This window comes from uncultured Campylobacter sp., assembly GCF_938039205.1.
Classification (GTDB): Bacteria; Campylobacterota; Campylobacteria; order Campylobacterales; family Campylobacteraceae; genus Campylobacter_A.
Genome location: NZ_CALHVM010000001.1, coordinates 1 through 13,173 on the forward strand (window position 1 = coordinate 1; position 13,173 = coordinate 13,173).

Annotated in this window: 13 protein-coding genes; 10 read left to right on the forward strand and 3 right to left on the reverse strand. The window is 43.6% G+C overall.

Translation table 11 applies throughout. The annotated features are described in order from the left end of the window. The first annotated feature begins 83 nt into the window (after nt 1-83). The 5 genes from trpD (at nt 84) to Q0394_RS00025 (ending at nt 4,800) form a co-directional block, all read left to right on the forward strand. Nucleotides 84-1,697 (forward strand): anthranilate phosphoribosyltransferase, encoded by a 1,614-nt coding sequence (gene trpD / locus Q0394_RS00005; protein ID WP_298944807.1) that lies wholly within the window; start codon nt 84-86, stop codon nt 1,695-1,697. Beyond that, nucleotides 1,694-2,308 carry a phosphoribosylanthranilate isomerase gene (locus Q0394_RS00010; protein WP_298944809.1) on the forward strand — a complete coding sequence of 205 codons (615 nt, stop codon included), beginning with the start codon at nt 1,694-1,696 and terminating at the stop codon, nt 2,306-2,308. The genes trpD and Q0394_RS00010 overlap by 4 nt, the downstream gene beginning before the upstream one ends. 5 nt (nt 2,309-2,313) lie before the next feature. Next, entirely contained in the window at nt 2,314-4,386 is a 2,073-nt protein-coding gene (locus Q0394_RS00015) for an AAA family ATPase (protein WP_298944811.1), read from the forward strand. A 71-nt stretch (nt 4,387-4,457) separates the two neighbouring features. Further along, nucleotides 4,458-4,679 carry a hypothetical protein gene (locus Q0394_RS00020; RefSeq protein WP_298944812.1) on the forward strand — a complete coding sequence of 74 codons (222 nt, stop codon included), beginning with the start codon at nt 4,458-4,460 and terminating at the stop codon, nt 4,677-4,679. Nucleotides 4,680-4,710: 31 nt separating this feature from the next. Continuing rightward, on the forward strand, nt 4,711-4,800 hold the full coding sequence (locus Q0394_RS00025; RefSeq protein WP_298944814.1) for a hypothetical protein: 90 nt from the start codon (nt 4,711-4,713) through the stop codon (nt 4,798-4,800). Between the two features lie 73 nt (nt 4,801-4,873). Here Q0394_RS00025 and Q0394_RS00030 read toward each other — a convergent pair whose 3' ends face one another. Further along, nucleotides 4,874-6,445 (reverse strand): hypothetical protein, encoded by a 1,572-nt coding sequence (locus tag Q0394_RS00030; protein ID WP_298944815.1) that lies wholly within the window; start codon nt 6,443-6,445, stop codon nt 4,874-4,876. A gap of 263 nt (nt 6,446-6,708) precedes the next feature. Here Q0394_RS00030 and trpB point away from each other — a divergent pair, with 263 nt between their 5' ends. The 5 genes from trpB to Q0394_RS00055 all read left to right on the forward strand — a co-directional run bounded on the left by trpB (nt 6,709) and on the right by Q0394_RS00055 (nt 10,398). Further along, on the forward strand, nt 6,709-7,890 hold the full coding sequence (trpB, locus tag Q0394_RS00035) for a tryptophan synthase subunit beta (protein WP_298944817.1): 1,182 nt from the start codon (nt 6,709-6,711) through the stop codon (nt 7,888-7,890). Further along, nucleotides 7,883-8,632: a tryptophan synthase subunit alpha gene (gene trpA / locus Q0394_RS00040; RefSeq protein WP_298944818.1), complete on the forward strand. Its 750-nt coding sequence runs from the start codon at nt 7,883-7,885 to the stop codon at nt 8,630-8,632. The genes trpB and trpA overlap by 8 nt, the downstream gene beginning before the upstream one ends. Before the next feature lie 64 nt (nt 8,633-8,696). After that, the gene (locus Q0394_RS00045) at nt 8,697-9,110 is read left to right on the forward strand and encodes a chemotaxis protein CheX (protein WP_002947358.1); all 414 of its coding nucleotides are present in this window, start codon (nt 8,697-8,699) and stop codon (nt 9,108-9,110) included. Between the two features lie 56 nt (nt 9,111-9,166). After that, nucleotides 9,167-9,463, forward strand: a complete 297-nt coding sequence (gene fliN / locus Q0394_RS00050; protein ID WP_034957998.1) for a flagellar motor switch protein FliN — start codon at nt 9,167-9,169, stop codon at nt 9,461-9,463. Continuing rightward, nucleotides 9,460-10,398 (forward strand): excinuclease ABC subunit A, encoded by a 939-nt coding sequence (locus tag Q0394_RS00055; RefSeq protein WP_298944820.1) that lies wholly within the window; start codon nt 9,460-9,462, stop codon nt 10,396-10,398. The genes fliN and Q0394_RS00055 overlap by 4 nt, the downstream gene beginning before the upstream one ends. A gap of 62 nt (nt 10,399-10,460) precedes the next feature. On the opposite strand, the gene Q0394_RS00060 is transcribed toward Q0394_RS00055, so the two are convergent. Beyond that, complete coding sequence (locus tag Q0394_RS00060) at nt 10,461-11,909, reverse strand: Ppx/GppA phosphatase family protein (RefSeq protein ID WP_298944821.1); 1,449 nt, start codon at nt 11,907-11,909, stop codon at nt 10,461-10,463. After that, entirely contained in the window at nt 11,910-13,139 is a 1,230-nt protein-coding gene (locus tag Q0394_RS00065) for a HAMP domain-containing sensor histidine kinase (protein WP_298944856.1), read from the reverse strand. Nucleotides 13,140-13,173 lie beyond the last annotated feature (34 nt).

The following is a 13,173-nucleotide window of genomic DNA, read 5'->3' on the forward strand; positions in this document are numbered from 1 at the left end:
CGCTAGGCATATAGCCTGCGGAGCGAAAATTTTGCAAAATCTCGGAAAAGCGCTCGCAAGACAAGCCGTATAAAAGGAAAGAAATGATTTTATTGATAGACAATTATGACAGCTTCGTCTTCAACGTGGAGCAGTATCTACGCGAACTAACCTCCGAGGAAGTACGCTGCGTGCGCAACGACAAGATCACGCTGGATGAGATCCGCAGGCTAAATCCGAGCAAAATCGTGCTAAGCCCGGGACCAAAACACCCGCAAGATAGCGGCATCTGCCTAGAAATTTTAAAAAGCGACATCGCCGCGCCCGTGCTTGGTATCTGCCTCGGACATCAGGCGATCGGGCTCGTTTACGGCGCAAAGATCAAACACCTAGAAAAGCCATATCACGGCAAAACTTCGCTAATAAAAGTTAGCCTCAAAGAGCCGCTATTTACGGGACTGCCGGACGAATTTGAGGTCATGCGCTACCACTCGCTTTACGTGGATGAGCTACCGTCAAATTTGCAGGCTACTGCAATGAGCGAGGACGGCGTAGTGATGGCGCTTAGCGTCAAAGATAGGCCGATTTTTGGTATCCAGTTTCACCCAGAGAGCTACTTCACGCAGTACGGCAAAAAAATCATCGAAAATTTCATAAACTACGAAGCCGCGCCTGCGGCAGAGGTCGCTAAAGAGCCAAAGATCCGCCCGCTCAAGCCGTTTCTAATCAAGCTGCAAGAAAACGAGCGCCTCGACGACCGCGACTTTGAGCAAATTTGCGAAATCATCGCGAGCAAAGAGTATGAGATCACGCAGCTAGCGGCACTTTTGGTGCTAATCAGCGAAAAAAGCCTCTATCCGCAAAGCCTAGCAAGCCTCGCCAAAAACATCCTAAAATACTCACAGACCTACCGCGATCCTTCGCCGATGATCGATCTTTGCGGCACGGGCGGCGACGGCTTTAAAACGATAAATATCTCAACCACCGTCGCGTTTATCCTAGCGAGCCTGGGCGTCAAAGTCGCAAAGCACGGAAACAAAGCCGTTTCTAGCAAATCAGGCAGCTCAGACGTGCTTGAGATTTTGGGCGTTCATAGCTCAAATTCGCTCCTAGGGCAGCGCGAGCTGCTAAACGATAAAAATTTGGCCTTTTTCCACGCTCCTTTTTTCCATCCGCTAGTGGGCGAGGTACGCGAGGTACGCCAGCGCCTAGGTATCCGCACGGTTTTTAACGTGCTTGGCCCGCTGCTAAATCCAAATTTGGCGCTCAAAAATCAGCTTGTTGGCGTCTATCATAAGCCTGTTTTACGCCTCTATGCCGAGACACTGCAGCTGCTGGGACGCGAGCGAGCGCTGGTGGTTCGCGGCGAGGACGGACTAGATGAGATCAGCCTGTGCGATGAGACGCGCGTCGTGGAGCTGCGCGGCGGTCAGATCAGCGAGTACAGCATCACGCCCGAGCAGTTTGGCTTCAGACGGGCGTTTCACAGCGAGATCGAGGGCGGCACGCCTGAGCAAAACGCCGAAATTTTAAAGCAAATTTTAAAAGGCGAGCTGGACGGACCGAAATTTGACGTCGTCGTGCTAAACGCGATGTTTGCGCTCTACACAGCGGGCGTCGCGGACAGCCCTGCGCAGGCAAAAGAGGTCATCCTGGACGCGATAAAAAGCGGTAAAGTTTATCGCTATTTTGAAGACTACGTGCGAGGCGAAGCGTGACGCTGGTTAAAATTTGCGGTATCAAAACGCCTGCGGAGGCGCGCGAGGTGGCGAGTTTGGACGTTGATTTTTTGGGTGCGATATTTGCTAAAAGCAAGCGGCAGGTGAGTGCACAGACGGCGCGTGAGATAGCGGACATCGCGCATGCGGCGGGTAAAAAATGCGTCGGTGTTTTTGCCGGGCAAAGCGACTGCGAGATAATGGAAATCTGCGAATTTGTCCCGCTTGACGCGGCGCAGATCCACGAAGAGGTTAGCTCAAATTTATACGCAAATTTAAAGGCGATGGGGCTAGAGGTTTGGCGCGTTTATAGCGTGCTAGACGCGCTGCCCGCCGTCGATACCGCGCTTTGCGATATGCCGCTTTTTGACTGCAAAGGCGAAAATGCCGGCGGCAACGGCACTAGCTTTGATTGGGAGATTTTGCGTGCAGTCAAATTTGACTTTGGCATGGCGGGCGGCATCGGCGAGCATAACGTGTGCGAAGCAATCAAATTTAACCCGCGAGTGCTCGATCTAAACTCAAAAGTCGAAGACGAAAATGGCATAAAAGATGTGCGAAAAATAGAGAGAATTTTAGAAGTTTTAAAATTTAACAATACATTGGAGTAAATACAATGTTTAGTAATTTTTGTGGCATAAAAATTCAAGGAAAGTGCTTTCAAAGCGAAGTAAATTTAAAATTTTTTAGTGAAGAATATCATAGGTTTTGTTTAGTTTATGGCAAAAACGGAAGCGGTAAAAGCACTATTTCGCAAGCTTTTGATACCGTCAAACAAAACAATCAACCTCTTATTGCTAGCCAAATTATAGACAGAAGCGGAGTAGTAGTAAATTTAACAAACGAAGATCAGAAAAATAATATTTTCGTATTTAATGAAGAATATGTCAATAGCAAGGTTAAAATTAAAGATAATGGTTTGGACGCGATAGTTTTACTTGGAGATAAGGCAGATATAGATGGAAAACTTGAAAAAATAGAAAATATTAGAGAAATTAGAACTCAAAGAAAACAAGGCTACGAACAAGAATTAAAGAAATATGAGGATGATAAAAATACAGATAACCCTAAAAAATATGAAAATGATGTAGTGGAAAATTTAAAGAGTAATTTTGCCGAACGAGAGAAAAATATTCTAAGAAATACAAATAGAAATTTACAAAATAAAACAATAGAATTCGCAAAAAATATCATAGATCATTTTGAAACAGATGTAAGTACAGATGAGTTGAAAAATAACTTTGATGAAAAACTTAAATCTTACGAAGATATCCGAAGTGATTTAAATTTTACAGAAGAGATAAAACAGCTAAATTTTGAAGATATTAAGCAGCTTTTGCTACACCAAGTAGAACAAAAACAATTAACCCCAAGAGAAGAAAAAATAAAACAGGCAATAGCAGAAGCAAACCACATAGTAACTAAAAATATAATGGAAAGTGATAAAGATATTTGTCCATATTGCTTCCAAAAACTAACAGATGAATATAAAAGAGAAATTTTATCAAGCTTAGAAACAATCTTTAATCCAGAGATACGAAACCATCAGACGAATTTGAAAAACAAGAAACAGGAAATTCAGAATTCACTGAATAATTTTAAAAATTTACCAGATATTGATAAACTAGATAAAAATTTGTTTGATACTATAAAAATACAAATTGATACCTGCCAAACTGAAGTCACTGAAAAACTAAATCAAAAGATACAAAATCCATTCGTCCCCTTAAATTTAGATGTAAATTTTGATAACTTAGTTAATGAATTAAATCAAAATTTAGATCAGCTTGAGCAAAGAAGACAAGTTTTTATGGCACAAAAAGCTATAGCTAACGAGCTAAAACAAGAGCTTGAAGAACTAAATAAACAAATAGCCTATTGTAAGATAAAAGATAACTTTAACTATTACGAAGAAAAGCTAAAGATTAAGGATGCTTTAAATAGCAAAAAAGCCATTAATGACAGACGACTGGAGTGTATAAGTAGTAAAAATTCAGAACTAAATGCTCAAAGAATGCAGATAAATATAGCCCAGGATAAGATTAATGAGCATCTAAAATATATATTTTTTAAAGAAGGTAGGCTTGAGCTTGGTGAACCAAATGAGCAGGGACAATATGTTTTAAAATCAAACGGCAATAGAGTAAAAGCTAAAGATGTCTCGACCGGCGAGAGAAATGCTATTGCATTGAGCTATTTCTTTACCGAGATTTTCAAAGGCGATAATAAAGAAGAATTTTATACAAAACCAAAATTTATAGTTATAGATGATCCAATTTCTAGCTTTGATTTTGAAAATAAAGTTGGAATAATGTCGTTTTTAAATTATCAAATTCATAAAATTATGACTGGTTGTAGTGAAAGTAAGATGATAGTTTTAACTCATGATTTAATGAGCGCGTTTGATATACAAAAGATTATTGGTTCACTGCCGCAAATAAAAATCAACGAAAAAAATGAAGTAATATTTATACAAAGAGAACTAAAAAATCAGAAATTAGTTGATTTTGGTAAAAAATATTCAGAATATAAAACTCTTTTAAACGAAATTTATGATTATGTAAGTAAGCCCAAACCAGAAAATGCAAATACTTACAACAATACAATACCAGAAAATGTAAATATTGGCAACAATATGAGAAAAGTACTAGAAGCCTTTGGGGCACATTCAATTATCAATGCGGTATAGAAGATATCGCAAGAGACAAGGTAATAGTAGCAAACTTAAGCCCAGAACAACAAACATATTTTGAAAATTTAATGTATCGTTTGGTTTTGCACGGTGAAAGCCACGCAGAAGATAAAACAAAAACTCTTGATTTTTTCTCCTATATTAGCGAAGATGAAAGACAAAATACTGCAAAAGATATCCTTTCTCTTTTGTATTTACTAAATAAAGCGCACCTGCAAAAGTATTTACAAAAAGAGCAAGTAGAGAAAATAGAGCAGTGGGTTAAAAATTGCGAAATTCGTCGAGCATAACGCGAGCAAAGCGGTCAAATTTAACCCGCGAGTGCTTGATCTAAACTCAAAAGTCGAGGATGAAAACGGCGTGAAATCGGCGGAGAAAATAAAGAAAATTTTGGAGCTGATAAAGGCGTAAATTTTCAAAAGCAAAAATAAGATAATAAAAAAGCCGGCTTTAAATCAACCACGCAAAGCCGACTTTTACCGCCTTACTCGCTTTTAAAATTAAAAATTTTCACATCGCTTTTCGTCTCGTCCTTGAAATAAATCTGCACCGATACTCTTTGGATATTTGGCGCTTCTTTGTATATATTATCGGCGTCCGCTTTTACATTGTACGGCTTTGGCAGCTCAGTATCGGGAACGTCTTTATTGATACCGTAAACGATCTTTTCCACGCCGTCGCCGTACGAGAGGATGTGGGTGAAATAAACTATATCTTTACGGCCGGCATTTGACACCCAGTGGTTTGATGTTTGTTTGAGCATCTTTATATCGCTTTCGGCTTTTGGGTCTAGTATCTCTCCGCTTGGTAGCTTTTTGTACCATTCGTACTTAAACGGCCCGTTTATATTGCCGTTTCGGTCTTTGTATTTAAACTCTATATACTCTTTTACGACTTGCGCGTCGTCTGGCAATCCAAACCAGTTTTTGGGCTTCTTTTCGCCGCTATCTTGGTAAACTATATCAAAATACCCAGTGCTGATAAACTCTCCCTGCCCGTCTATACGGTAAAAAATTTCAGTCGGTTTGTCTGAAATGTTCGCTACTATTTGATAACCCTGATTGGTATGGATTCTCTCGACCGTTACGGGATTTTCAAAGATGCTTTGACTGATTTTATCCAGCTCAGTTTTACGCTCGTGGATATATTTTATCTGGGCATTTAGCTCGTCTTTATCGGTAAAGTAACGCGCCAATTTCCCTTCTTCATTCAGCTTTAAAAATTTATCCGCGTACTCTTTTTCCAGCTTTTTATCGGACATCGTCTGATCCCCTAAAACAGCCTTTGAGTATGCGCGCGCCAGCTCATAGTATGCAGGCGCAAAATCCGGATTTTGCTTAACGAAATTTGTTAGTTTTTCTGTTTTTTGTTTGCCGTTTTCGAGTAAAATTTTGGCGTAACTATCGATCAAAATATCATCGTTTTTAAACATTTCGTTGTAAATTTCTTTTGCGCCGGCTTTGCCCTCTTGGATCTTTAAAAACGACTGAAATCTTAAATGCGGATCTAGTTTACGGTCGCTAAACGAAAAATATTTTATATACGATTTTCTCGCATTTCCGTAATCTCCGCTAAGCTCATAAATCCTGGCATTATGATAATAATCCTCTTGCGTTTTCGGGTTTGCGATGATGCCGCCGCCTTTGCCGATGTTTTCGCTTAGTTTGTCTATTTTCGTATCTACGTTTTGTATAGCGGATTTTATATTTTTGCTATCTTCTTTTATCTCCGTTACCGTCTGCTTGATCTCGTCCGTATCTTTTTTGATCATGCCTAGTAAATTTTGAATTTTTTCAAGCGGCGGTATGATGCTGGCCAAGTAGCCGTTTTCGCTACTTTTTTCTTCCGCGCTTTGCAGTCCGTACATAGAGCCGGTGGCGATTATGCTTAAACTCGTAAATACCATGATCGGCAAAACCCTCTGCCTTAGTCTAGATAGCCCGATATAAGCCAAAAATAGGACGCAAGTGATAATTATGCTAGCATAAAATAGATATTTCGCAAAAGGAGCGATCGGCTGACAAATGTCGGAAATACCGCCGAAAACGGTAGCCAAACCGCCTACCCAAATTTTATTTTTATTTAATGCTTCTTTTTATGGCGCCCATATTCTTATCCTTTGGTTTTTATTTCGTCTTAAATACCTCTTGGCTCGCTTACCAAATTTGACCGAAAGCCGCTTTTTTATATCGCCGTAACATATTTGGAATCATATCGTTTTTTACCATAAATTCAAAATTTACGCGCGCTAAAAATACCGTAAAATAAGCCTAATAAAAACTTAAAATGCTAAAATAAACAAAAATTTAAAGGATACCTATGAACACCAAAGCATATTTCGGCAAATTCGGCGGCCAGTTCGTGCCCGAAACTGTGATGTTCGCGCTAGACGAACTCGAGGCTGCTTACGAGCGCATAGTAAAAACGGCTGAATTTGAGGCCGAACTAGACGACCTACTAAAAAACTACGTCGGACGCCCTAGCCCGCTATATCACGCAAAACGCCTAAGCGAGCACTACGGGCATGAAATTTACCTCAAACGCGAGGATCTAAACCACACGGGTGCGCATAAAATAAATAACGCCCTGGCCCAGGCGCTACTTGCCAAAAAAATGGGCAAAAAGAAGGTTTTAGCAGAGACAGGTGCGGGTCAACACGGCGTAGCGACTGCGACCGCGGCGGCATTGCTCGGCCTTGAGTGCGACGTATATATGGGTGCGACCGATGTAGAGCGTCAGCAGCTAAACGCATTTCGCATGCAGCTTTTAGGCGCTCGCGTCGTGAGCGTAGAAGAGGGCCTAAAAACGCTAAAAGAGGCCACTACCGCGGCGATCCAAGCGTGGGTAAACGAGATAGAAAGCGCCTTTTACGTCATCGGCTCAGCAGTCGGCCCGCACCCGTATCCTAGGATAGTGCGCGACTTCCAAAGTATCATCGGCCGCGAGACCAAAGCACAGCTAAAAGAATACGGCGTGCATCCGGACTACGTCATCGCCTGCGTCGGCGGCGGCAGCAACGCCATCGGTATCTTTAGCGCGTTTTTGGACGACTCGGACGTAAATTTGATCGGAGTCGAGGCCGCAGGCCTAGGCGCGCACACGCCGTATCACGCCGCAACTCTAACCAAGGGCCGCACAGGCATCATCCACGGCATGAAAACGATCGTTTTACAAGACGAATACGGCATGATAGAGCCCGTACATAGTATCTCGGCGGGACTTGATTATCCTGGCGTGGGTCCCGAGCACGCGCACCTGCACGAGAGCAAGCGAGCCGCCTACTACGGCGTCACAGACGACGAGTGCATAAACGCGCTATATCTAACCAGCCGCCTAGAGGGCATCATACCTGCGATCGAGAGCTCGCACGCGTTAGCGTATCTAGAAAAGCTATGTCCAAATTTGACGAAAAAAAGCGTCATCGTCGTAAATGTCTCGGGACGCGGCGACAAGGACATAAACACCGTGATGAGCTACGAGAAAGGAAAAATTTATGGCTAAGGTAAAAGACGCGTTCGCGGGCAAAAAAGCAAACATCGGCTACGTCGTGGCGGGATATCCTAGCGCCAAGGCGACGAAGGAGTTTTTATTAAATTTAGACGGCAGCTGCCTGGATCTACTTGAGCTTGGCATCCCCTACTCCGATCCGCTCGCAGACGGCAAACTCATCGCGCAAGCTAGCTTTGAAACTGCCGCAAAGGGCGTAAATACAGGCACGGTATTTACCATGCTAGAAGAGTGCAAAGGCAAGATAAATAAACCGGTCGTATTTCTCGTGTATTTTAACATCGTGTTTGCCTACGGCGTAGAGAGGTTTATCGCTCGCTCAAAAGAGGTCGGTATAGCAGGATTTATCATCCCCGATCTGCCGTTTGAGGAGAGCGAGGAGGTAGCGGGACTGTGCGCTAAATTTGACCTTGATCTCATCCCGTTAATCAGCGTCACTTCGCAAAACCGCGCGGATAAAATTTTAAAATTCGGCTCAGGATTTGTCTATGCTCTGGGCGCTATTGGCGTGAGCGGGTCGCAGCGAGCTAGCGAGGAGAGGCTAAAGGCGCTAGTAGAGGGTCTAAAAAAAAGAAGCGATCTGCCTGTTGCGGTAGGCTTTGGCGTGAAAAATAAAAACGATGCCGACGAGGTAAAAACCTACGCCGACGGCGCGATAATCGGCACCGAGATAGTAAAGCTCACGGCCAAATTTGAGGGCGAAGAGCTGATAAAGCAAATCAATAAACTTTTTTAAATTTAGCGGCGTTTGCGTTAAATTTAAGTATAATTATAAAATTTGTTTAAAGGACGGCGCGATGATGGACGTTGCGGAGCTTGGGATCAAGCATCTGTGCGAGGATACCCTGGGCTACAAGGTAGAGAGCGCAAAGAGCGCGGAGGGGGAATTTTACGGATCGAGTTTGCCGATTTTTAAGGGCAAAGAGGAGTTTCACTTTTATCTTTACTTTAAAAAAGATACGCTAAACCGCTTTGCTAGCGTGCTTCTTGGCGTCGATAAACTAGCCGAAGACGAGCTAAGCGACATCTGCAAAGAGGTGGCAAATCTCACGATCGGCTACGCTAAAAATCTACTCAACGAACGCGAAGCAAACGCTTATAAACTAGGCACTCCCGAGTATCTAGGTAGGACGAGCTTTCACGTCAAACTAGACGACAAGCGCGTCTATAAAATCAAAAATAGAACATTTCAAGTAGGATATAAAAAAGCATGAGCGAAGAACTACAAGAGATAAATGCCGTAGAAACGGCGCTGCAAGGGGTTCAGGAGATGTTGCAAGAGCGCGGCGGGCTTTTTAAAAGCTACGACGAGCTGATGGATATCGGCGTGGATTTTATCTCGGAGCTAGGCACTACGACGATTAGCGTAAAGCAGCTATTAAAGCTCGAAGTTGGTTCGGTTATCGATCTAGAAAAGCCTGCCGGCGAGAGCGTGGAGCTTTTTATAAACAACCGAATTTTCGGTAAGGGCGAAGTAATGGTCTACGAAAAAAACCTCGCCATCAGGATAAATGAAATCCTAGACTCAAAATCCGTCATCCAGTACTTTAAACGAGAGCAATTATGAGGATTTTCGCCGCGCTTTTGTTGTTTTTCGTAGCGCTTTGGGGGTCAAATTTATCTACTTACAACATTTACGAGCGCAGTGACCGCGTCGATATCATGCTTAGTTTTGACGCGCCTTATAGCGGAGCGATCCTACAAGAGCGAAAAGACGGCGTGATAACCCTGCTTTTTAAAGACCTGCAAAACGATCAAAATATCGAAAAAAGCGTAAATTCAAGCATACTACAAGAGCTTTTGTTTGAGCCTAGAGGCCAAAATTTAGCCCTCGTGATAAAAAGCGACACTCAGGTGGCCGTTAGCGCGTCAAAAACCACCGACGGCTTTGGACTGCGCATACGCGTGACGCCTGAAAATGCAGCGAACTCAGCCGCCGCAACAGCACTCTCTCCACAAGAAACTAGAGAAAATATAACCGAGGCGACGAATTTATCCGGCGATCAAAACGCATCAAATTTGACCGCGTCTGCTCAAGGTGCCGGCTTAAATTTAGGCATTCAAAACGGCGACGTAAATTTCATGACGCAGGGCATGAGCGATATGATCGATTATAGATATTACTCGGTTTTGGGCGTTTTGGCGCTACTTTTGGTCGTGCTTTTGTTCGTCAAGGCAAAGCTAAAAAACAAGCAAAAAACGATAAAAACAAAACGCGAAAATGGCTGGTTTGAAAAGGTAAAAAGCGACGAAGGCGTGGAGATAATCTACGAAAAACCGCTTGATGATACGAACAAAGTCGTTCTTTTTCAGCACCTTGACAGACGCTACCTCGTGCTAACTGGTACGTCAAACGTGCTTTTGGATAAATTCGGCGAAGAACAGATGACGAGCGAGCAGGACTTTCAGAGCTTTTTTGAAGAAAATCAAAAAAAGCTAAACGCCTACATCGAAAACCGCCAAACGCTAGACGCATACAAGGATAAGGCAAGTATAGACTAAATTTGCCTTTTTAAAATTTGATGAAATTTACCGCAAATTTCATCAAATTCCTCCAACAAATTTCACGCAAAACAGATCGCAAAAGTATCCGGTTTAGTCATCTTTTTGATATTTTCCTTCGCCATAAACAGCTCCTTGGCACCATAAATTTGCAAAGTGTGGTTGATAAACTCAAACTCCAGCTTCTTATGCGCGCAGTTTGCGTCTAAATTTTTAGCAAGCGCGAGAATAAAACTCAGCCAGCGCACGACATCCTCGCTCGGTAGCAGGTTTTTAAATCGCTCAAATTCGCTCGAGGTTTTCTTGCCGTTTTGTGCGATGATCGCGGCAACCAGGCATTTTTGCGCATGCGAAAAGCCGTAGTTTAAGGCATTTAGTACAAAAAATGCCGAACTAGCGTGCTCGCCATAAAATCCCAAACACTGCGCCACGCTATGCAATCTAGCAGCGACAGCCAGCTCGCTCTCGTATCGCTCCTCAAGCCCATGCAACGGCTTTAGCGCGGCAAATAGATCTTTGGCGTATTTCACGATCGTTTTGTTATCGTCTAGTAAAAATCTATCCTGCAAACTCCTCACGCTCGGGTTAAAGTTCGGCGGAAATTTACGCGTCGGGCGCAAGATATCGCTCAAAAACACGCCCTCTCTAAAGCCCGCGCCGCTAGTATAGATGTTTTGCGCACCCACAGCATCCACTGCGCCCAAAAATATGAGCGCGCCTTCTCTAATCGTATCGAAGCGATCTTTTTTTATGCCAAATTTCCCGAGCTCAAGCACGCTCGCTCGCGCGAGATTTTCGATGAAGTTTTTGTGGTTTTGAAATTTGTAGGCAAAGTTATGCACGGTTTTTAGCGGATAGTCTTGCGCCGACATGATGGCTGAAGATATCGCGCGCAGGCTACCTCCGATGGCGACTAGATTTTTGCTTTTAAAGTTTTTAGGCAAGCTTTTAAACGCCTCTTTGATAAAGGGCGCTGCGGCGTTTAAATTTTTCTTATCGAAAAATAGCTCCTTTAGCCGCACGGTGCCCAAATTTAACGACACGGCGTCAGTTATCTTGCCGCCACTAACAAGTGCTAGCTCGGTAGACCCCCCGCCGATATCAAGCGTGACGAACTCCTCTAGCGGCTCAAGCAAATTTAACGCCGCCACGCCGCCAAACGTCGCCTCATCCTTGCCGCTAACGACCTTTAAATTTATCCCAAGCTCTTTGCGCGCCATGCTTATGAGCTCGCTGGCGTTTGGAGCGTCGCGCAGAGCCGAGGTGCCCATGGCGAAAATTTTCGAGCATTTGTAGCTTTTTGCGATATTTTCAAACTCGCTAAGCGCTTCGCAGGCCTTTTGCATCGACTTTTCCGAGATCTCGCCGCCGTGCTCGTACGCGCCCTCGCCCAGACGCACCTTCATCTTAAATTCGCCGATGATGTGAAACGCGTAACGCGAAGTCTTTTCAAAAATCGCCATTCGCATCGAATTTGAGCCCAGATCTATGACGGCGGTTCGTTTTGCCATTTATTTGCCTTTATTATTTTTATTTATCGCTAAAGTGAGGGTTGAGACAGCGCCGCTGCGTCCGTCGGTTCGGTTTTTGATAGACACCGAGCCACCCAGAGCTTGGGCCGCGCCCTTGGCTAGAAATAGCCCAAGCCCCGCTCCGCTTTTATCGCCAAAACGCTTAAACGGCGCAAAAAGATCCTTGCTCTCATCGATACCGCAGCCCTCGTCTATGACCTCGATGATAAATTCGTTTTCGCTAAGGCGAGAGCGAAGCGTGATAACGGCGCCACGAGGAGAAAATTTGATCGCATTTTGGACGAAATTTTGGATAACATGCGTTAAAAGCGTCGTTTGTAGCGTCATTTCAAGACTGCTAGGTGCAAAATCAGTCGCTATATCCTTGCCCTCGCCGCGAGCTAAAATTTTAAAATTATTCGCCGATTGATTTAAAAACTCGATGATATCAATGCGCACGGCCTCCTCAAACTGCGCGCCCTCTTGCCGTCCGATCTCTAGGATCGAGCCGATCATTTTGTTCATCTGATTGATGGCTTCGTTGTTGTTTTTGAGCGCTTCGATGTATTTTTCGCTCTCGCGCGGCTTTATTAGCGTAACTTCGTTTTTGGTTTTCATCACCGCAAGAGGCGTTTTTAGTTCGTGCGCGACGCCGACGAAAAGCTCTTTTTGATAAAGTACGAATGTCTGAATACGCTCGATTAGTCGGTTTAGGCTTTTACCCAGCGGTTTAAACTCGGGCGGTAGCTCCTCAAGGCTCACCGTCTGCAAAAATCGCTCGTTTAAATTCGTCATTTTTCTGCTTAAAATTTTAATCGGTACCAGCAGCATCCGCGACAAAAACAGCACGTAAAAAATAATCAGGAGTATCGACGTGGCGTTTACCATGATGATATCGATTAAAATTTGATCTATGAGTTTGCTTTGATGAGTGGTGTCTTTAGTTAGCGCGATGCTGGTGTCGTCCATATACGGGTAAAATAACGTTAAATGTGTCTTTTGACCGACCCTTTCCGTGACGAAATAAGGCGATACCGTTTTGCCCTCGACGAGCTTTGCCTTTGTGGGACTATCGTTTAGCGTGAAGTACTCAAACGGTTTTTCTACTTTAGATAAATTTGCGCTCGTGGATAAAATTTTAGCTTCGTATGCGAGCGATTGCGAGATGCCCTCGTATATCGTGACCTTGATATACTGGTATAAAAGAACGGAGATGATGAGAATTAGCATCGTAGAAGCCGATGCTAATTGCACTATAAACCTA